Annotated in this window: 18 protein-coding genes and 1 pseudogene; 13 read left to right on the top strand and 6 right to left on the bottom strand. The window is 71.9% G+C overall.

The window, feature by feature from the left end; genetic code table 11:
- The first annotated feature begins 93 nt into the window (after nucleotides 1–93).
- Nucleotides 94–897: an LAGLIDADG family homing endonuclease gene (locus ABT122_RS08260; RefSeq protein ID WP_351547240.1), complete on the top strand. Its 804-nt coding sequence runs from the start codon at nucleotides 94–96 to the stop codon at nucleotides 895–897.
- A 27-nt stretch (nucleotides 898–924) separates the two neighbouring features.
- Here ABT122_RS08260 and ABT122_RS08255 read toward each other — a convergent pair.
- Nucleotides 925–1,095: pseudogene (locus ABT122_RS08255) on the bottom strand (RtcB family protein); the annotation flags it as partial.
- 250 nt (nucleotides 1,096–1,345) lie between these two features.
- Here ABT122_RS08255 and ABT122_RS08250 point away from each other — a divergent pair.
- The 3 genes from ABT122_RS08250 (at nucleotide 1,346) to ABT122_RS08240 (ending at nucleotide 4,644) form a co-directional block, all read left to right on the top strand.
- Nucleotides 1,346–2,197: a DUF3558 domain-containing protein gene (locus ABT122_RS08250; protein WP_351547237.1), complete on the top strand. Its 852-nt coding sequence runs from the start codon at nucleotides 1,346–1,348 to the stop codon at nucleotides 2,195–2,197.
- Nucleotides 2,198–2,327: 130 nt separating this feature from the next.
- The gene (locus ABT122_RS08245) at nucleotides 2,328–3,080 is read left to right on the top strand and encodes a DUF3558 domain-containing protein (protein WP_351547234.1); all 753 of its coding nucleotides are present in this window, start codon (nucleotides 2,328–2,330) and stop codon (nucleotides 3,078–3,080) included.
- A 76-nt stretch (nucleotides 3,081–3,156) separates the two neighbouring features.
- Entirely contained in the window at nucleotides 3,157–4,644 is a 1,488-nt protein-coding gene (locus tag ABT122_RS08240) for a DUF2637 domain-containing protein (protein ID WP_351547232.1), read from the top strand.
- A gap of 21 nt (nucleotides 4,645–4,665) precedes the next feature.
- Here the strand turns inward: ABT122_RS08240 and ABT122_RS08235 are convergent, their stop codons facing one another.
- The gene (locus ABT122_RS08235; protein WP_351547229.1) at nucleotides 4,666–4,872 is read right to left on the bottom strand and encodes a hypothetical protein; all 207 of its coding nucleotides are present in this window, start codon (nucleotides 4,870–4,872) and stop codon (nucleotides 4,666–4,668) included.
- A gap of 183 nt (nucleotides 4,873–5,055) precedes the next feature.
- Here ABT122_RS08235 and ABT122_RS08230 point away from each other — a divergent pair, with 183 nt between their 5' ends.
- The 6 genes from ABT122_RS08230 (at nucleotide 5,056) to ABT122_RS08205 (ending at nucleotide 10,758) form a co-directional block, all read left to right on the top strand.
- Nucleotides 5,056–5,430, top strand: a complete 375-nt coding sequence (locus tag ABT122_RS08230; protein WP_351547226.1) for a transcriptional antiterminator — start codon at nucleotides 5,056–5,058, stop codon at nucleotides 5,428–5,430.
- Between the two features lie 79 nt (nucleotides 5,431–5,509).
- A complete protein-coding gene (locus ABT122_RS08225; RefSeq protein ID WP_351547223.1) occupies nucleotides 5,510–5,863 on the top strand; it encodes a DUF2620 family protein in 354 nt (117 codons plus the stop codon).
- Between the two features lie 170 nt (nucleotides 5,864–6,033).
- A complete protein-coding gene (locus tag ABT122_RS08220; RefSeq protein ID WP_351547220.1) occupies nucleotides 6,034–7,368 on the top strand; it encodes a YhfT family protein in 1,335 nt (444 codons plus the stop codon).
- A 14-nt stretch (nucleotides 7,369–7,382) separates the two neighbouring features.
- Nucleotides 7,383–8,405, top strand: coding sequence for a phosphotriesterase family protein (locus ABT122_RS08215; RefSeq protein WP_351547217.1), 1,023 nt, complete (start codon nucleotides 7,383–7,385; stop codon nucleotides 8,403–8,405).
- Nucleotides 8,405–9,574 (top strand): aminotransferase class V-fold PLP-dependent enzyme, encoded by a 1,170-nt coding sequence (locus ABT122_RS08210; RefSeq protein WP_351547214.1) that lies wholly within the window; start codon nucleotides 8,405–8,407, stop codon nucleotides 9,572–9,574. The genes ABT122_RS08215 and ABT122_RS08210 overlap by 1 nt, the downstream gene beginning before the upstream one ends.
- A gap of 26 nt (nucleotides 9,575–9,600) precedes the next feature.
- Entirely contained in the window at nucleotides 9,601–10,758 is a 1,158-nt protein-coding gene (locus ABT122_RS08205; protein WP_351547211.1) for an alanine racemase, read from the top strand.
- Between the two features lie 164 nt (nucleotides 10,759–10,922).
- Here the strand turns inward: ABT122_RS08205 and lysS are convergent, their stop codons facing one another.
- Nucleotides 10,923–12,683, bottom strand: a complete 1,761-nt coding sequence (gene lysS, locus ABT122_RS08200; protein WP_351547208.1) for a lysine--tRNA ligase — start codon at nucleotides 12,681–12,683, stop codon at nucleotides 10,923–10,925.
- A gap of 144 nt (nucleotides 12,684–12,827) precedes the next feature.
- Here lysS and argS point away from each other — a divergent pair, with 144 nt between their 5' ends.
- Nucleotides 12,828–14,600 (top strand): arginine--tRNA ligase, encoded by a 1,773-nt coding sequence (argS, locus tag ABT122_RS08195; protein ID WP_351547205.1) that lies wholly within the window; start codon nucleotides 12,828–12,830, stop codon nucleotides 14,598–14,600.
- A 213-nt stretch (nucleotides 14,601–14,813) separates the two neighbouring features.
- Here argS and ABT122_RS08190 read toward each other — a convergent pair whose 3' ends face one another.
- The gene (locus ABT122_RS08190; RefSeq protein WP_351547202.1) at nucleotides 14,814–15,083 is read right to left on the bottom strand and encodes a DUF1876 domain-containing protein; all 270 of its coding nucleotides are present in this window, start codon (nucleotides 15,081–15,083) and stop codon (nucleotides 14,814–14,816) included.
- 276 nt (nucleotides 15,084–15,359) lie between these two features.
- Between ABT122_RS08190 and ABT122_RS08185 the strand changes: the two genes are divergently transcribed.
- Both ABT122_RS08185 and ABT122_RS08180 read left to right on the top strand, forming a co-directional pair.
- Nucleotides 15,360–16,265: a chitinase gene (locus tag ABT122_RS08185; protein WP_351547199.1), complete on the top strand. Its 906-nt coding sequence runs from the start codon at nucleotides 15,360–15,362 to the stop codon at nucleotides 16,263–16,265.
- A gap of 280 nt (nucleotides 16,266–16,545) precedes the next feature.
- The gene (locus tag ABT122_RS08180; protein ID WP_351547196.1) at nucleotides 16,546–17,457 is read left to right on the top strand and encodes a glycoside hydrolase family 19 protein; all 912 of its coding nucleotides are present in this window, start codon (nucleotides 16,546–16,548) and stop codon (nucleotides 17,455–17,457) included.
- Between the two features lie 81 nt (nucleotides 17,458–17,538).
- Here ABT122_RS08180 and hemB read toward each other — a convergent pair whose 3' ends face one another.
- Together hemB and ABT122_RS08170 are read right to left on the bottom strand one after the other, a co-directional pair.
- Nucleotides 17,539–18,528: a porphobilinogen synthase gene (hemB, locus tag ABT122_RS08175; protein WP_351547193.1), complete on the bottom strand. Its 990-nt coding sequence runs from the start codon at nucleotides 18,526–18,528 to the stop codon at nucleotides 17,539–17,541.
- A gap of 57 nt (nucleotides 18,529–18,585) precedes the next feature.
- Complete coding sequence (locus ABT122_RS08170; RefSeq protein ID WP_351547190.1) at nucleotides 18,586–19,116, bottom strand: DinB family protein; 531 nt, start codon at nucleotides 19,114–19,116, stop codon at nucleotides 18,586–18,588.
- Between the last annotated feature and the right edge of the window lie 472 nt (nucleotides 19,117–19,588).

Genomic DNA, 19,588 nt, shown 5'->3' with positions numbered 1-19,588 from the left:
AAGCGCGCAAGCACATCCCCATACGATCACCAGTTCGAGTGACAATCCGCTCTTCACCCACCTCGAAGCCCCGCTCCACCCAAGCATTGCCGTATGACCTTCATGGATCTTCAGGACCCGAGATATGCCTATATGTTTGGCTTCCTCCAGGCTGACGGCCATCTCGCCACCGGAACCGGGAAGAAGGGGCGCCTCGCCGTCGAGCTCAGCCACCGCGACCTCGCCATCCTGGAAGCCTTCCAGCGGCTGACGCCCTACCGAACCACCATCCGCGAACGCACCCGGACCACCAACTTCGCGGCATCCCACCGCTCCGCGATATGGACACTCTGCTCACTGGAAGCCCGCACCCTGCTGGAGTCGCTCGGCCTCCCGCCCGGCCGGAAGTCGGACCGCGTAGCCCCTCCCCGGGTGCCCTTCTCCCAGCCCGACTACCTCCGGGGCATCATCGACGCGGACGGATCGGTCGGGTTCACCGCCACCGGACTGCCCTTCGTCTCCCTGACCACCGCCAGTACCGCGATCGCCACCTTCCTCCGCGACTACACGGAGCGCGTCTTCGGCATCCCACGGACCGCCAAGCGCAACGCCAGGGACGGCGTCTACAACCTGATGTACATGCGCGAGGCAGGCGTGACACTGGCACAGCACCTGTACCCCGCCGACGCTCTGGCCCTGGAGCGCAAGAAGGCAGCCGCGGCGGAAGTGAGCGCCTGGGTCAGGCCGCCCGAGATGAAAAGGGCCGGGCCCCGGCGCCGCTGGAATCCGGCCGAGGACCACGTGCTCCTCTCCTCGCCCACAGTGGCCGACGCGGCAGCACTACTGCAGCGATCCGTGAGTTCATGCCTCAACCGGCGCCACAGGCTCAGGCCGGGAACCCGTGCCCCGCGAAGGTGAGAGCCGGCGGGCACGGGCGGGCGTTCAGCCCGCCGTCGCGCCCTTGCCGTAATGGACGTCCGGCATCACGGCCAGGCCCTTGATCCAGGGCAGCGTGGAGACATTGCGGAGCTGCTCCATCGCCACCCCCTCGACCGTCGCCGGGTCGGCCCACATCCGGATCGGAACCCGCTCCCCCGGCACCTCTGCGTACGACATACTTCCCCGATTCCCCCGATAAGCTCCGAAAATCAATGAATCGCAAAACCGGCGCCAATACCCGCGAAAGACCCAGCGGACCGGCACCCACGGCAGTGCGTGCGATAGACATTGTGTCCATCGGCCGCCTTCGCGCGGCAACCGCTTTTCCGCTCGAAGGGAGTCTGGGACCGTGCAGCGAAAGGCGTGCGCCCCCCGCCGCGAGGCAAGCCCGGCCGGTGGGGCACGCGGGGCCCGTACCCCCATGCCCATGGCGTACGCCACCGCTCTCGCGGCGGCGCTCCTCTCGGTCCTGGTGGCCGGCTGCACCGGGGACTCCGGCGACGAGGGAGAGGCCACGGACGCCAAGGGCACCGCGCCCGCCGCCCAGCCGGGGAAGTACCGCACCCTGCTCGAACCCTGCGGCTCCATCGGGCGCTCCACGCTCAAGGAACTGCTCCCCGGTGCGGTCGATCTCCCCGACGAGCAGCAGCAGAAGATCCTCAGAGGCACCCCGACCAGCACCTTCGACACCGATCGCCGGGTCGGCTGCGGCTGGCGGGCCACCGCCCCGGACGCCTCGCACACCCTCTCGCTCGACTTCGAGCGCGTGGTGTCGTACGACCCGGCCGTCAGCGACAGCGACCGCGCCCAGGAGGTCTTCGCCAAGAAGCAGAGCGCCGCCTCGCTCCCCGTCACCACTCCCTCACCGGGAGCGGAGGGGTCGCGGGAGCCCGGGGAGCCGGGGGCGCAGTCGTCGCAGGGCGCGCCGGCCCCGGGCACGGACACAGCCACGGACACGGACACGGGCGGATCGCCGGGCGCCACCGACGGCGGCGGCAGCCCGGGGACCGGCACCGGAGGCGACGCGGACGACCTGGCGCCGCGCATCCTCGACGATCTCGGGGACGCGGCCTTCCTCAACGACGAGCTCAGCTCCGCGGGCGCCGGCTCCACCGCCCGCAGCCGCACCGTGAGCGTGGCGTTCCGCACATCGAACGTCATCGTCACCGTCGTCTACACCGAGCAGGCCGGCCGCGTCACCACGGTCCCGGACAGCAAGGAACTCCAGGACAAGGCCCGCGGCCTGGCCGGGAGCCTGGCCGGAAAGTTCGGCGGCTGACCGCTCCCCGGGGTGCCCGGACCACCGGCTCCCGCCCCGGGGAGTGCTCCACTCGCGCGCCGGGTCCGCGTACCGTGGCCGTGTTCCAGCCCCGGCCGGAGACCGTACGACCAACGAAACCGAAGGAACCATGCACCGAACAGCCCCGCGACTCGCCCGCATACTCGCCTGCGCAGCCGTCCCGGTGATGCTTGTCGTCGCCGGCTGCTCGTCGGACTCGGGCGGCGACTCCGACAAGTCCAGCTCCTCCGGTGACACGGGCGGCGGCGGCAAGGACTCGGCCTCCGCCTCGGCCGCGCCCGAGGTGAAGAAGTCCCCGACCGTGGAGCCCGCGAAGTTCGCGAAGCTGCCGGACGCCTGCAAGTCGATCCCGTCGAAGACGGTCAAGGACCTGGTCCCGTCGGTCAAGTCCGCCTCGGGCACCCCGAGCAAGTCCTCGGACACCATGACCCGCGCCGGCTGCTCCTGGAACGGTCTGGACGACAACGGCGTCAAGGGCTCGCAGTACCGGTGGCTGGATGTCTCCTTCCTCCGTTACGAATCGGACAAGGCGCTGGCGGTCAGCGCCGCCAAGCGCGCCGAGGACAGCTTCGCCAAGGAACTCGCCAAGGCCCAGGCGACCTCCGGGGCGAAGGAGGTCAAGACCGCGGCCGTGAGCGGGGTCGGCCAGCGCGCGTCCGCCGTGACCTATGAACTCCGCAAGACCGGCGAGGACTTCTCGTACGTGACGGTGGTGGCGCGGGTCGAGAACACGGTCTTCACGCTGACCTACAACGGCACCGGTTACGCGGGAGCGAAGCCCCCGGCCGTCTCCGGTCTGTCGAAGGACGCCGCCGGCGCCGCCAAGGCGGTGGCCTCTTCGGTGACCGCAGCCAACAAGTGACCCCCGTCGGCGAGTAGCCTGCCCCTGGCCGAAAAGGAACGAACACGCGTTCAGCCGTCAGGGGAGGGGGTCGCGGGTGGCCGCGATGCAGCTGACACGGACCCACCGGATACTCATCTCGGTCGTGGTCACCGGCGCGGTGGTCATCGCCGGGATCGGTTTCGCCGGTTCGTACGCCGCCGTGCGCGATCTCGCCGAGCGCAAGGGCTTCGGCGATTTCGCGGTGGTCTTCCCCATCGGCATCGACGCGGGCATCTGTGTGCTGCTCGCCCTCGATCTGCTGCTGACGTGGATGCGCATCCCGTTCCCGATGCTGCGTCAGACGGCGTGGCTGCTCACGATCGCCACGATCGCCTTCAACGGCGCCGCGTCCTGGCCCGATCCGCTGGGTGTGGGGATGCACGCGGTGATCCCGGTGCTGTTCGTGGTCTCGGTGGAGGCGGCGCGGCACGCGGTGGGCCGGATCGCGGACATCACGGCCGACAAGCACATGGAGGGTGTGCGGCTGACGCGCTGGCTGCTGTCCCCGGTGCCGACCTTCAAGCTGTGGCGGCGGATGAAGCTCTGGGAGCTGCGCAGCTATGAGCAGGTGATCAAGCTGGAGCAGGACCGGCTGATCTATCAGGCGAGGCTTCAGGCCCGGTACGGACGGGCGTGGCGGCGGAAGGCTCCGGTGGAGTCGCTGATGCCGCTGCGGCTGGCGAAGTACGGGGTGCCGCTGGCGGAGACGGCCGCCGCGGGGCTCGCGGCGGCGGGGGTGGAGCCGATGCTGCTGCCGCCCGCCCCGCCGCAGCCGGAGCTGGAGCCCCAGCGCGCGTACCGGGACCCCGAGGAGGGGCCGGTGCGGCTGCACAAGGCGGAGGGGCCGCGGGGGGCTCAGGAGGCGCGGGGATCTCAGGAGGCCGGGGAGGCGCCGGAGCCGTCCGGGGCCGAGCGGTCCGGCCGGCCGCAGCTTCCCCCGGCGCGGGAGCGGCGGCGAAGTGCCTGGCCGGAGGAGGAGTGGCCGCAGGAGCACGAGGAGTTCCGGTACGACCAGGAGTACCAGGAGTACGTGGACCAGCCCGCGCGGCAGCCCCGCTCGGAGGGGAGCCCGTGGTTCGCGGCGCAGGTGCACCCGGACGAGTACGAGGGCGGCTACGACCCCTCGTACACCGATGACCGGCGGCCGGACGACCGGCGGGAGCGGGAACAGGAACCGGAATCGGAACCGGAATCGGAGCGGGAGCGGGAGCACGGCCCCGTACGGGTCCCCACCGGGACGGGCGATCGCACCCGCGACCTCACCGACCCCGCGCTGCGCCCGGAACCGGCGCGGGTACCCGCCCCCGCCGCCGCCCCCGAGCACTCCGCCCAGGACGAACGGGAGTTCTACGAGACCGTCTACCCGGTCTTCGTCTCGCTCGCGCACGAACTCGGCGACTACCCCAAGGCCGAGCATCTCGACATACATCTCGCGGACGCCCACGGCATCACCCATCCGCACAGCCTGGCGCTGCTGCGGCAGGCGATGCCCGCCTTCAGGGAGCGCTTCCAGGCGGAGCTGGAGCAGGAGCACATCGCCTGAGACCACGGGCGCCCGCCGGGGTCAGGCCCGGGCGCGCCTGCGCGCCGCTTCACCGGCGTACGCCACCAGCAGCCCCGCCGCCGTGATCGCGAGGTAGCCGGCGGTGGGCACGTCCCACCATCGCTCCAGCATCCCCCAGGGGCCGTCGCCGAGGAGCCGGCCGCCCGCGCCGAGGGCGCCCTGGATCGCGGTGACCCAGCCGGCGGTCAGAGTGATGTCGTTCCTCATGGGTCCACGGTCTCCCGCGCCCGGCCCGGTCGCGTCGTGCTCTGGTCGTACCCGGCGGTAGGCCGAAGGATGCAGTTCCCGGGGGCTCGGGGTTCCCGGGCGGTGTGCGGGACCCGCCGGTCCTGTGGCGCTCACGGACCGGGTGTCCGGAATCCTGTTTACTGTCCGGGCTGGGAGGTTCTCATGGACGACCAACTCGCCGAGCGCATCCGACTCTTCCGCGAGGACGGCCGGATTCGGCCCGAGGTGGCCGATTTCGTCAGCGCCGAGCTGAGGGCGCTCGCGGACGAGGGCAGAACCGTCACGGAGGCGACGGCGGGCATGCTGACGAGCCATCTGATGATGGCTCTCACCCGGCTGCTGGACGGGGTCCCGGCCGAGCCCGCGCCCGGCGGCGAGCGGCTGGCGGCGGAGCTGGCCGGCCATCCGGAGGCGCTGGCCCGGGCCCGTACGGTCGCCGCCCGCGCCGGGCGGGAACTCGGCGCCGCTCTGACCGAGACCGAGATCGTCTTCCTCGGGCTCCATCTGGCCGTGCTCGCCCGGCAGCCCACCGTCTGACCCGACCCACCCGACCTACCCGACCCACCCGGCACCAAAGGCATCAGCGGCATCACAACGGGACCAAGGAGAGCCGGCCATGAGAATCCTCACCGGTGGAATCGGCAAGGACGAGACCGCGGCCGCGGTCCGGGCGCTCGCGCTCGATGGCATCGATGTCACCGTCTCCAGCGATCTGGACGCGGCGGCGAAGCTCCGCGCGGGCGGGGCGGACTACTACCTGGGCACCTGTCACACCGGCGCCGGCGCCTCCCTCGGGCTGCTCGTCGGGCTGCTGGGCCGGGGCGCCTGCCACACCTTCGGACGCTCCGTGCCCTCGGAGGAGGAGGTCAACGCCCTGCTCGCGGGCGGTACGAAGGTGTTCGGCTTCTCGGTCGACCGGATCGGCGCGGTCGCCCCCACCGTGGCCCGCGCCATCGCCGCCCGCGCCTGACCGGACAAGGCCCACGGCCCACGGCACGCGGCCCGGGCCCACGGCACGCAGCACACGCAGCACACGCAGCACGCGGCACGCAGCACGCAGCACCAAGAGACAGAAGGCAGAAGGCAGGACGCAGGACGCAGCAGACCGGCGACACCTCCCGGGCACGAAGGAGTGACCCCGTGACCACGACTCTTCTCGCCGCCGCCCGCCCCGCTCTCGACTTCACCCCGGCCCAGCAGCTCACCGTGATCGCCCTCTGCGCGCTGACGGCGCTCGTCTCGCATCTGGCCGTCGCGGTCTTCAACGACGGGGTGCGCCCCTTCCTGCTCGACTTCGTCCAGGGCCGGGCCACCCGGGCCGCCACCACCGCGGTCGCCTTCGGCCTCTCCGCCGGCTTCGTCTTCGGTCTGGGCGCGCCCCTGGCCCTCTCCACCGGAGTGCTCAACCCCTGGCTGCTCTTCCTCCCCACCGATGTGCTGGGTCTGCTCGCGCCGCGGAAGTGGCTCGCGCCGCTTCTGGGCGGTGCGTGGGGCGCGGTGGTCGTCTTCGGTCTCCGGGGCGCGAACGAGCTGGCGCACGATCTGCCCGTCGACTTCCTCACGGCGATGCAGCAGATGTCGACGCCGATCCTCTTCCTCTTCGCGCTCTTCCCGGTGCTGGCCGTCACCCAGCAGTTCGGGCGGCGGTGGGGCGGGTTCGCGGCCGTTCTCGAACTCGCGCTGACCGTGCTGACCATGAAGGTCTGGCCGCACATGTTCGCCGGGGCGCTCGCGATGGCCGCCGGGGTGCTGCTGCTGATCGCCTTGGCGCTGGCCCGGGACCTCGCCCGGCGGCGCGCCGGGCGGACGGGGGACGAGGTGAGCGCCGGTGAGGATCTGACGGCCTCTCTCTTCGGCGCCGGAGCGGCCCGGCTGCGGCGGTATCTGCCGCTCTTCGCGCTGCTGGGCGCGGGGGTCGCGGTGCTGGCGCAGAGCGGGGTGTTCGGGGGCGGTGAGGCGACCGGTTTCCTGATCGCCGACGGTGAGCGCACGGAGGCCGCGCAGGTCGATTTCTACCGTGCCTTCGGATTTCTGCCGCTGATCGCGACGACGGCGCTCGCCTCGGGGGCGTACGGCATCGTGGGGTTCACCTTCGTCTATCCGATCGGCTATCTGATGCCGAACCCGGTGCTCGCGGCGCTCGCGGGTGCCGCCGTCCTCGTGGTGGAGGTGCTGGCCCTGTCGTCCGTGGGGCGGGTTCTGGGGCGGCTGCCCACGGTCCGTGACGCGTCGGAGTATCTGCGCGGCGCGATCACGGACACCCTTCAGCTCGCGATTCTCTTCGGTTCGCTGCTGGCGGCCGACACCATGGGCGGCGGGCTGGGCATTCTCGTCGTCGGCGGGCTCTATCTGCTCAATGAGGCGATGGGGCGGCCCGTGGTGCGGATGGCGGCGGCGCCGGCGGCGGTGATCGCGGGCGGGGTGCTGCTCAATGTCCTGTACTGGCTGGGGCTGTTCACCCCGGTCGCCGGATGAGTCCGGGAGACGCCATGGGCACCGTGCGCACCGTCACCGGCCCGCTGCCGCCGCACGCGCTGCGGGGGCCGGTCCTCGCCCATGAGCATCTCGTCCTCGATCTGGACCGTACGGGGGAGGGCGCGGCGGTTCTCGGCCGCCGCCACGCCCCGGCCGTCGCCGCCGAACTGGCGGATCTCCGCGAGAGCTTCGGTCTCGGGCTGGTCGTGGAGATGACCTGCCGGGGCATGGGGCGCGACGCGCCCGCGCTGGCCCGGCTGTCCCGTGCGTCGGGGGTGGCCGTGGTGGCCGCGACCGGCTGGTACTACGAGTCCTTCCACACACCCGACATCGCCCGCGGCAGTGTCGAGCGGCTGACGGATGTCCTGGTGCGGGAGATCGTGGAGGGCATCGGCACCACGGGCATCCGTCCGGGGGTGATCGGCGAGGTCGGCAGTCACGGGGAGCGGCCCAGCGAGCCGGAGGCGCGGGTGCTGCGGGCCGCCGCCCGTGCCGCGCTCGCCACCGGGCTCGCGGTGGCCACCCATGCGCGGCTGGGCCGGGGCGGGGCCGCCCAGCTCGCGCTGCTCACCGGGGAGGGGCTGCCGCCGGAGCGTGCCGCGATCGGCCATCAGGATCTGCTGGACGACCCGGGGGCGCACCGGGAGCTGGCGGCGGCGGGTGCGTACATCGCCTTCGACACCGTCGGCAAGGAGAACTACCGGAGCGACGCCACCCGGCTGCGGCTGCTGCTCGCGCTGCTGGAGGCGGGTCACGCGGACCGGGCGCTGCTGAGCGGGGACATCTCGCGGCACCGCTATCTGCGGTCGGAGGGCGGGCAGGGGTACGGGCATCTCTTCCGGGGGTTCCTGCCGGGGCTGCGGGCGGCGGGGGTGGAGGAGGGGCTGATCGATCTGATGACCCGGCGCAATCCGCTGCGCTTTCTGACCGGGACGGACCCGGGGCCGCCCGGACCCGTCCCCTACCCCTACCCCTACCCCGGGTCCGGGTCCGGGTCCGGGGCCGTCCCGTCCACCGCCACCGAGCAGGAGCCCTGATGTCCGTGCCCGCCCCTGAGCCCGAGCCCGCCCCTGAGCCCGTGCCCGTCGTGCTGCCCCGTACGTTTCCGCTGCCCGCACTGGAGGTCGAGGACGCGATCGCGGTCCAGTTCCGGCTGCTGGAGTGCACGGCCGCGCACTTCCGGGGCGAGGAGCTGTTCACCGCCGACGCGGGGGTGGTGCCGGGCCCGGGGCGGCCCCGGGCCACCGCCCGGGTGGAGTCGGTCCTCGCGGACTTCTTCGGCGCGGGGGACGCGGCCCTGGTCCAGGGCGCGGGGACGGGGGCGGTGCGCGCCGCCCTGGACACGCTGCACGCCCTGCCGGGTGCGGGCGCACCGCCCCGGCTGCTGATCCACAGCGCTCCGGCCTACCGCACGACGGCCACCACGCTGCGGGGGATGGCCGTGGAGCGGGCCGAGGCCGACTTCAACGATCCGGCGGCCGTGCGCACGGCTCTGGCCCGCTCCGGGGCCCGCTGGGCGTTTCTCCAGCACAGCCGGCAGCGGCTGGCGGACTCCTACGATCTCGCCGGGGTGCTCGCGCTCTGCGCGGAGGCGGGGGTGCGCACGATCGTGGACGACAACTACGCGGCGCTGCGGGTGCCGGCGTGCGGGGTGCAGCTCGGCGCGGACGCGTCGGCGTTCTCCCTGTTCAAGCTGCACGGTCCGGAGGGGGTCGGGGTGGTGGTGGGCGCGCCGGATCTGGTGGGGCGGGTGCGTGCGGACAACTACTCGGGCGGCGGGCAGGTGCAGGGCCATCAGGCGCTGGAGGTGCTGCGGGCGCTGACGCACGTGCCGGTGATGTGGGCGATCCAGTCCCGGGTCACGCGGGAGGTCGCGGACCGGCTGGATGCCGGGGAGGTGGCGGGGGTGGCCCAGGCCAGGGTCGCCAACGCGCAGGACCGCTGTGTGCTGGTACGGCTGGACCGGCCCGTGGCCCGCCGGCTGCCGGCGGTCGCGGCGGGTCTCGGGGCGGCGCCCTGGCCGGTGGGGGCGGGCTCCCGGTACGAGATCGCCCCGCTGGTGTACCGGCTGTCGGCCTCGGCGCTGGCGGACGCTCCGGAGCTGGCCGACTGGACCGTCCGGGTCAACCCCATGCGCGCGGGCGCCGATCTGGTGGTGGGTCTCCTCGGCCGTGCGATCGGCGCCCTGTACGGCTCCGGGGACTGAACGTTTCTCTTCCAGGGAGTGCACCCGTGTTCCTCGACACCGTCCTCGCCCGCAATCCCGCCCTGGTGGAGGCGGCGACCGCGCTGCACCGGCGGGGCGCCATCCCGCCCGACACCTATGTGGTGGATCTCGACGCCGTGGAGTCGAACGCGGCGCTGCTGGCGGCGGAGGCGGACCGGCTGGGACTCGCGCTCTGGTTCGTCGTCAAACAGCTCGGCCGCAATCCGGAGGTGATCCGGGCGGTCGCCCGGCACATCCCCCGGTACGCGGCGACGGACGCGGCCGAGGCCCGTGTCCTCAACGCGGCGGGGGCCCGGCCGGGCAATCTCGGGCACCTGGTGCAGATCCCGCGCCGGGCGCTGCCGGAGCTGCTCGCGCGGCGGCCGTCGGCGGTGACGGTGTACGACCCGGGGAACGCCCGCGCGGTCGCGGAGGCGGCGCGGGGGCTGGGGTTCGTCCAGGACGTGCTGGTACGTCTCGACGGGGGCGAGGGGAGCGGCTATCCGGGCCAGGAGGGGGGTGTGCCGCTCTCCGCGCTGGCGGGGTTCGCCGAGCGGGCGGGGCGGCTGCGGGGCATCAGGATCGCGGGGGTCACCGCGTTCCCGTGTCTGCTCTGCGACCCGGCGACGGGGGTTCCGCGGCCGACGCCGCTGCTGGGGCTGGCGGTGGCGGGGCGGGAGGTGCTGCGCGGGCTGGGCCACCGCGATCTGCTGCTGAGCGCGCCCAGTGCGAACTGTGTGGCCTCGCTGCCGCTGCTGGCGTCGGCGGGCGCGACCCACGCGGAGCCGGGGCACGCCCTGACGGGGACGACTCCGCTGCACGCGGTGGACGCGGGGCAGCCGGAGAAGCCGGCGTATGTGTATGTGACGGAGGTGTCGCACATCCTCGCGGACGGGCGGCCGGCGGTGTTCGGCGGGGGGTTCTACGCGCGGGGGCGGGTGGGGAGTGCGGTGCTGCCCCGGGCGGGGGTGCGGCTGAGGGTGGGGGAGGCTCCGGCGGGGGTGATCGACTACTACCGGGTGCTGGAGGGGGACGGGGGGAGGGTGCGGGTGGGGGACACGGCGGTGCTGGCCTTCCGGGCCCAGTTCTTCGTCACCCGCTCAACGGTGGCGGTACTCTCCCCCACCCGCCGCCACCTCTCCCTCCACACTCCCCAGGGCCTCCCCCTCCCGCCCCTCACCTGACCCTCATCCCGGGCCCCCGGGCCGAACGAACCCGCCAACCCCAGCCCGTCCGGCGCTTGAGGACGGACCCCGCACCCCGGGACCCCGGGCCGAACGAACCCGCCAAACCCAGCCCGTCCGGCGCTTGAGGACGGACCCCGCACCCCGGGACCCCGGGCCGAAGCTCAGACCGTCAGCAGACGGCGAACCCGGTCCGCCCCCACCGCCAGCAGCAGCGTCGGAAGCCGCGGCCCCGTCTCCCGCGTCACCAGCAGCCGGTACAGCAGCGCGAAGAACGTCCGCTGCGCCACCTTCAGCTCCGGCGTCGGCCTGGCGTCCGCCTCCAGCCCCGCCATCACCTTCGGCACCCCGTACACCAGCGTCGTCAGCCCATCCAGCGACCAGTGCGACTCCAGCCCCTCCAGCAGCAGCCGCAGCGACGCGCGCCCCTCCTCGTCGAGGGACTCCAGCAGCTCCTTGTCCGGCTCGTCGCGCACGATGGTGCGCGCCTCCGCCGGGACCTGGGTGCTGATCCAGTTCTCGGCGCGGTCCAGCCTCGGACGCACCTCCGCCAGCGAGGAGAGCGGGTTCGCCGGGTCCAGCTCGCTGAGGATGCGGACGGTCTGCTCGTCGTGCCCGGCGGTGATGTCCACGACGGACGCCAGCGTCCGGTACGGCAGCGGCCTGGGCGTGCCCGGCAGCTCCCCCTCGGCGGTGCGCACGGCACGGGAGTGCGCGGCGGCGTCCGCCGGCAGCGCCGACCCGTCCGCGACCTTCGCCTCCAGCTTGTCCCACTCGTCGTACAGCCGCTGGATCTCCTGGTCGAAGGCGATCTTGAACGACTGGTTCGGCCGCCGGCGCGCGTACAGCCACCGCAGCAGCGGCGCCTCCATGATCTTGAGGGCGTCGGCCGGGGTGGGCACCCCGCCCTTGGAGGAGGACATCTTCGCCATCCCGCTGATCCCGACGAAGGCGTACATCGGCCCGATCGGCTGCTTCCCGCCGAAGATCCCGACGATCTCCCCACCGACCTGGAACGACGACCCGGGCGACGAGTGGTCCACCCCGCTCGGCTCGAAGACGACCCCTTCGTACGCCCAGCGCATCGGCCAGTCGACCTTCCACACCAGCTTCCCGCGGTTGAACTCGGAGAGCCGCACCGTCTCCGAGAACCCGCACGCCGCGCAGGTGTACGTCAGCTCGGTGGTGTCGTCGTCGTACGCCGTGACGGTGGTGAGGTCCTTGTCGCAGCCGCCGCAGTACGGCTTGTACGGGAAGTATCCGGCGGAGCCGGTCCCGTCGTCCTCGCCGGCCGCGCCGGAGCCCTCGGCGGCCTCCAGCTCGGCCGCGTCGACCGGCTTCTGCGACTTCTTCGGCGGGGCCTTCCTGGTGCGGTACTGCGCGAGGACCGCGTCGATGTCGCCCCGGTGCCGCATCGCGTGCAGCACCTGCTCGCGGTAGACGCCGGAGGTGTACTGCGCGGTCTGGCTGATGCCGTCGAACTCCACCCCCAGCTCCGCCAGGGACGCCACCATCGCGGCCTTGAAGTGCTCGGCCCAGTTGGGGTGCGCGGAGCCCCGGGGTGCGGGCACCGAGGTCAGGGGGCGGCCGATGTACTCGGCCCAGCTCTCGTCCACGCCCTCGACGCCGGCGGGGACCTTGCGGTAGCGGTCGTAGTCGTCCCAGGAGATCAGATGGCGGACCCGGTGTCCGCGCCGCCGCACCTCGTCGGCGACCAGGTGCGGGGTCATCACCTCGCGGAGGTTGCCCAGGTGGATCGGGCCGGAGGGGGAGAGACCGGACGCGACGACGATCTCCGGGGCGCCGGCCGCGGAGGGTGCCGAGTGTTTCGCCCCGGGCGCACGCCGTTCCGATTCCGCAATGACCTCGTCCGCGAAACGGGAGACCCAGTCGGTCTCGGTGCTGCTCTGAGCCACGGTCGGCACGTCCTTCTTTCTGGTATCCGGATGCACTCATTCTCCCAGACGGAACGACCCGCTCCGGGGTTGTCCACAAACGGGGAGATCGAGCCTGCTCGCCCATGGGACACTTGACAACCGATATAGACCTCTACCCAGGAACGGAAGCTCATGGCCTCGGTCCCTTCCCTCGCCTCGCATGTGCAGCAGCGCCTCGCGGACGCCCTCTCGGCAGCCCTGCCGGAGGCCGGCTCCGCCGACCCGCTGCTGCGACGCAGCGACCGGGCCGACTTCCAGGCGAACGGCATCCTGGCGCTCGCGAAGAAGGCCAAGGCCAATCCGCGCGAGCTGGCGGACCGGGTGGTGGGCGCGGTCGACTCCGGCGAGCTGCTCCAGGAGATCGAGGTCTCGGGCCCCGGCTTCCTGAACATCACCCTCACCGACCGGGCGATCATCCGCACGCTCGCCGAGCGGTACGCGGACGACCGCCTCGGCGTCCCGCTCAGCGAGCACCCGGGCACCACCGTGATCGACTACGCCCAGCCGAATGTGGCCAAGGAGATGCATGTCGGCCATCTCCGGTCGGCGGTGATCGGCGCGGCGATGGTGGAGATCCTGGAGTTCACCGGCGAGAGGGTGATCCGGCGGCACCACATCGGCGACTGGGGCACGCAGTACGGCATGCTCATCCAGTATCTGATCGAGCACCCCCACGAGCTGGACCACGACCAGGACGGCGAGGTCTCCGGCGAGGAGGCGATGTCCTCGCTGGACCGGATCTACAAGGCGTCCCGCGCGGTCTTCGACTCCGACGAGGAGTTCAAGGCGCGCGCGCGGGACCGGGTGGTCGCCCTCCAGTCGGGCGACCCGGAGACCCGGGCCCTGTGGCAGCGGTTCGTGGACGAGTCGAAGATCTACTTCTACTCGGTCTTCGACAAGCTCGACATGGAGATCCACGACCCGGACATCGTCGGCGAGTCCGCCTACAACGACATGCTGGACGAGACCTGCCGGCTCCTGGAGGAGTCGGGTGTCGCGGTCCGCTCCGAGGGCGCGCTCTGTGTCTTCTTCGACGACGTCAAGGGCCCGGACGGCAACCCGACCCCGCTGATCGTGCGCAAGTCCAACGGCGGCTACGGCTACGCGGCCACCGACCTCTCGGCGATCCGGGACCGGGTGGGGAGCCTCGGCGCGGACACCCTGCTCTATGTGGTGGACGCCCGGCAGTCGCTGCACTTCAAGATGGTCTTCGAGACCGCCCGCCGGGCCGGCTGGCTGAACGACGAGATCGAGGCCGCCCAGCTGGCGTTCGGCACGGTCCTGGGCGCGGACGGCAAGCCGTTCAAGACCCGGGCCGGTGAGACGGTCCGGCTGGTGGACCTGCTGGACGAGGCGGTGCAGCACGCCACCGGCGTCGTCCGTGAGAAGGACGGCAACCGGGGCGAGCTGACCGAGGCGGAGATCGTCGAGCGCGGCGAGCAGGTCGGCATCGGCGCGATCAAGTACGCCGACCTGTCGACCTCGGCGACCCGGGACTACCGCTTCGACCTGGAGCAGATGGTCGCGCTCAACGGCGACACCTCGGTCTACCTCCAGTACGCGTACGCCCGTATCCAGTCGATCAAGCGCAAGGCGGGCGACACCAGCCCGGCCGCCCACCCGGAGCTGCCGCTCGCCCCGGCCGAGCGGGCGCTCGCGCTCCATCTGGACCAGTTCGGCGAGACGGTCGCGGAGGTGGCGGCGGCCCGCGAGCCGCACAAGCTGGCCGCGTACCTCTACCAGCTGGCCTCGCATCTGACGAAGTTCTACGACCAGTGCCAGGTCCTCAGCCCGGAGAACCCGGCGGAGGTCGTGGAGAACCGGCTGTTCCTGATCGATCTGACGGCGCGCACCCTGCACCGGGGCATGGCGCTGCTGGGCATCCGCACCCCCGAGCGCCTCTGACCGCTCGCGCGCGGACGGCGGGGGCTCCTCGGCGCGGACGGCGGGGCTCCTCCTCGGCGGCCTCGCCGCCGAAGTCCGATCCGGCCGCTCGCGCGCGGACGGCCGGGCGGTCCGCCACCCCGGTCCGTCACCCCGGGCACCCACACGGTTCCCCGCGGTGACGGTCCGGCCGCGCGCCCGCGCGGGCCGGCGCGCGGCCGGGTCCGCCGGGCCTCAGACCAGGGTGTGCGAGCTGCGCCCCGAGGCCGCGTCGATTTCCTGATGCGCCTTCTGGAGCATCTGTGAAGCGATGTCCATGAGCGCCCGCGCGCCCGCGATCTCCTCTCCGACCCTGAGCTGTTCCGAGTCCGACGGGTGACGCCGCGCGTTCCCGTGGCCGCGGATCTCGGTCCCGTCCGCGAGCCTCACCAGGGCGGCGGCCCGGGTCCGCTCGCCCTCCTCGCGGAATTCCATCTCGACATGCCATCCGACGAGTGTCTGCATGGCGGATCACCTCCGGCGGTACGTCTCCAGGGTGCGCCCGCGGCCGTGAGATCACCACTTTCCGCGGCGAGGGCACCACCGGTCACCCCCTTCTCCCGGGCAACACCCCCCGGCGAAAGGTGGGTTGTGAACACACATTCACATTGGTCTATACCTTGACGGAGGACCGTCAAGGCGCTTCAGTGTGGGTACCACCCCCACCATCACGGCGCACCGGGAACACCAGGCCCCCAACCAGGCCCCGGTACGGCCGTTGACGCACGAAGGAGAGAACTCGTGCTGAAGCAGCGCATCAAGTCGGTGCTGGTCGCCGTGCTCGCGGCGGCCGGTCTCGCGACCGCGAGCCTGATCCCCACGGCATCCCCCGCGGCGGCCGACGAGTGCACCACGGCACCCAACTGGCAGCAGGGCACCAACTATGTGCCGGGCAACGTTGTCAAGTACCGCGACGGCAAGTACTACATCGCCGAGCACGCGAACCCCGGCTACGACCCGACCGTCAGCACCTGGTTCTGGAACCCCCACACCTGTAGCGGCGGACAGCAGCCGAACCCGAACCCCACGGGTTTCGTGGTGAGCGAGGCCCAGTTCAACCAGATGTTCCCCAGCCGGAATTCGTTCTACACGTACAAGGGCCTGACGGACGCCATGAGCGCGTTCCCGGCTTTCGCGAAGACCGGCAGCGAGACGGTGAAGCGCCAGGAGGCCGCGGCCTTCCTCGCCAACGTCAGCCATGAGACCGGCGGGCTGGTCCATGTGGTCGAGCAGAACACCGCGAACTACTCGCACTACTGCGACCGCAGCCAGCCCTACGGCTGCCCCGCGGGCCAGTCCGCGTACTACGGCCGCGGCCCGATCCAGCTCAGCTGGAACTTCAACTACAAGGCGGCCGGCGACTTCCTCGGCATCGACCTGCTGAACAACCCCTCGCGCGTCCAGAACGAGTCGGCCGTGGCCTGGAAGACGGGCCTCTGGTACTGGAACACCCAGAGCGGGCCGGGCACGATGACCGGTCACGCGGCCATGGTGAACCAGTCGGGCTTCGGCCAGACGATCCGGGCCATCAACGGCACGCTGGAGTGCAACGGCGGCAACCCGGCCCAGGTCCAGAGCCGGGTGAACAAGTACACCCAGTTCACCCAGCTCCTGGGCGTGCCGACGGGCGCCAACCTCTCCTGCTGAGAGCGCGCGGAAGGGTCCGCCGGGAGCGGCCGGACTCCCCCACACCACTGCGGGCCGGGATGCCTTCCCCGGCCCGCAGTGCGTTGCCGGAGGCCATCCCGCAGGTCAACGCCCCTGCATATCAAGTGGGTTACTACGGAATCTCGCATTGGTCTATACCTTGACTCCACCCCTTGGGGGGCGCTTGGGTGTGCGTACACCCCGCCACGGCGTGCTCACGGTCATCTCTGTTCCCACCAGACCGGTCAGGCACGTCCGTTGACGCACGGAAGGCGTAGTCGTGCTCAGAGAACGTATGAAGTCATTGATGGTCGGCGTCGTCGCGGCCGGCTCCCTCGCGGCCACGGCGCTCATGCCGACCGCCTCGGCCTCCGCCGCCACCTCCCCGGTCGACGAGTGCGCCATCGCACCGACCTGGACCGCCGGCGCGAACTACCAGGCCAACGACATCGTCAAGTACACCGATGGCAAGGTCTATGTCGCCGAGCGCGACAACCCGGGCTACGACCCGGTCGCGAGCAGCTGGTACTGGAACCCGTACACCTGTGGCGGAAACGGGAACCCGAACCACAACAGCTTCGTGGTCACCGAGGCCCAGTTCAACCAGATGTTCCCCCGGCGGAACCCCTTCTACACGTACAAGGGCCTGACGGACGCCGTGAAGGCGTTCCCGAAGTTCGCCCACACCGGCACCGACACCATGCGCAAGCAGGAGGCCGCGGCCTTCCTCGCCAATGTCAGCCATGAGACCGGCGGCCTGTACTACATCAAGGAAATCAACGAGGCGAACTACCCGCACTACTGTGACCGCGACCAGCCCTACGGCTGCCCCGCGGGCCAGTCCGCGTACTACGGCCGCGGACCGATCCAGCTCAGCTGGAACTTCAACTACAAGGCGGCCGGCGACTTCCTCGGCATCGACCTGCTGAACGACCCGTGGAAGGTCGAGACCGACCCGGCGATCGCCATGATGACGGGCCTCTGGTACTGGAACACCCAGGACGGCCCCGGCCCGATCACCGGCCATGACTCGATGGTCAGCGGCGCCGGCTTCGGCCAGTCGATCCGCTCGATCAACGGCGCGATGGAGTGCAACGGCGGCAACCCCGCCCAGGTCCAGAGCCGTATCAACCGCTATAAGAACTTCACCCAGATCCTGGGTGTGCCGACCGGCGGGAACCTCTCCTGCTGACGCGGTGACGCATGGGAACGGGCCGGGGAGCAACAGCTCCCCGGCCCGTTCCGCGCTCCGGCGCTCCGGAGACGGCCGCACTCAGAGGGAGCGCGCCGCCTCGGTCGCCCAGTAGGTGAGGATCATTCCCGCGCCCGCCCGCTTGATCCCGGTGAGGGTCTCCAGGATCGCCTTGTCCCGGTCGATCCAGCCCTTCTCGGCCGCCGCCTCCACCATCGCGTACTCACCGCTGATCTGGTACGCGGCCACCGGCACCGACACCGATTCGGCGACCTTGGCGAGCACATCGAGATACGGCCCGGCGGGCTTCACCATCACGATGTCGGCGCCCTCCTCCAGGTCGAGGGCCAGCTCCCGCAGGGCCTCCCGGGCATTCGCCGGGTCCTGCTGGTACGTCTTGCGGTCCCCGGTGAGCGAGGAGCCCACCGCCTCCCGGAACGGCCCGTAGAAGGCGGAGGAGTACTTGACGGCGTACGCCAGGATCGCCACGTCCTCCTTGCCGATGGTGTCCAGCGCGTCCCGGACCACCCCTACCTGGCCGTCCATCATTCCGCTGGTGCCCACCATGTGGGCCCCGGCGTCCGCCTGGACCTGCGCCATCTCCGCGTACCGCTCCAGCGTGGCGTCGTTGTCGACCCGGCCGTCGGAGTCGAGGACCCCGCAGTGGCCGTGGTCGGTGTACTCGTCCAGACAGAGATCGGACATGATCACCAGATCGTCGCCGACCTCGGCGCGGACATCGCGGATGGCGACCTGGAGAATGCCGTCCGGGTCGGTACCGGCGGTGCCCAGGGCGTCCTTCTTCGCGTCCTCCGGGACCCCGTAGAGCATGATCCCCGCGACCCCGGCCTGCCGCGCCTCGACGGCGGCCTTCCGCAGGGTGTCGCGGGTGTGCTGGACGACACCGGGCATCGACCCGATCGGCACCGGCGCGCCGGCGCCCTCCCGTACGAACGCGGGGAGGATCAGATCGGCGGGGTGCAGCCGGGTCTCGGCGACCATGCGGCGGACGGCGGGGGTGGTCCGCAGGCGGCGGGGCCGGGCGCCCGGGAAGCTTCCATACACACTCATGGCTCCTACGCTACTCCCCGCCTCGGGGCTCCCGTGACCGGGCGGTCACCCCCGCGGTCACCCGGACAGGGCCCTTCGCAGATGGAGGGTGAGACCGATCTCGGAGACGTTCTTGGCCAGTTCGACATTGACCCAGGCGGCGATGTCGGCGAGCGTCTGCTCCCGCCCCCACGGCAGCCCGGCGGTCCGCTCGGTGGAGTCCAGCTCCTCGTCGCCGAGGGCGGCCAGCTCGGCCCGCCACCGCTCCTTCAGCTCCGTCAGCCACACCACGGCCCCCTCGGCGGTCCCCGGCCAGTCGATCTCCTCCCGGCCGGGCGCGCCGCCCTCGAAGCAGTGCCCGTGGGTGGTGGTCCACCAGTAGCCGATGTGCCAGGTGAGCCAGGCGATGGAGGTGGTGGGGACCGGGTCGGGCTCGGGCACCTGCCAGTCGGCGACCCACCGCCCGGCCTCCCCCCGCCGCACGGTCCACGCCTCGGGCGCGGGCTCCCAGAAACAGGCCGGATCGTCCAGGCCGGCGCGGTGGTGCTCGAAGAGGGACCAGACGAGATCGAGTTGCCGTACGAGAAGGGCGGCACGGGAGGAAGTCACCGCAGGAGGCTCCCACCGGCCACGACGGCCGGGCAACCGATTTCGACGGGGCCGGAGGGGGAGGGCTCGCGGGGCGGGGGGCGCGGGCACGTGCGGCGGGGCACGGGGCACGGACCACAGGCGCGGGCACACGGCCACGGGCACGAGCAGAGGCACGGGCGCAGGACCAGGACCACCCGCACCGGCACCGGCGACAGGCATGGGTTCATTGACCGGCACCGGCACCGGCACCGGCACTGGCACCGGCGGCAGGCGCGGGCACGGGTACAGGCCACGGGCACGGGCACGTGCAAACCGGCCCAGGCGACAGGCGTGGGCACAGGCACCGGCGCACCAGCACCGGCGGCAGCCGCGGGCACAGGCACAGACCCGAGCACAGGCGGCAGGCGCGCGGGCACCAGCACGGCCACAGGACACAGGCACGGCCACACAGGCACAGGCATGGGCGCAGGACCGGGACCCCCGCACCGGC

The organism is Streptomyces sp. NPDC001985, assembly GCF_040296845.1.
Taxonomy (GTDB): Bacteria; Actinomycetota; Actinomycetes; order Streptomycetales; family Streptomycetaceae; genus Streptomyces.
Note: the sequence above shows the minus strand (reverse complement) of the source record. Positions and strands in the feature narration are given on the sequence as shown.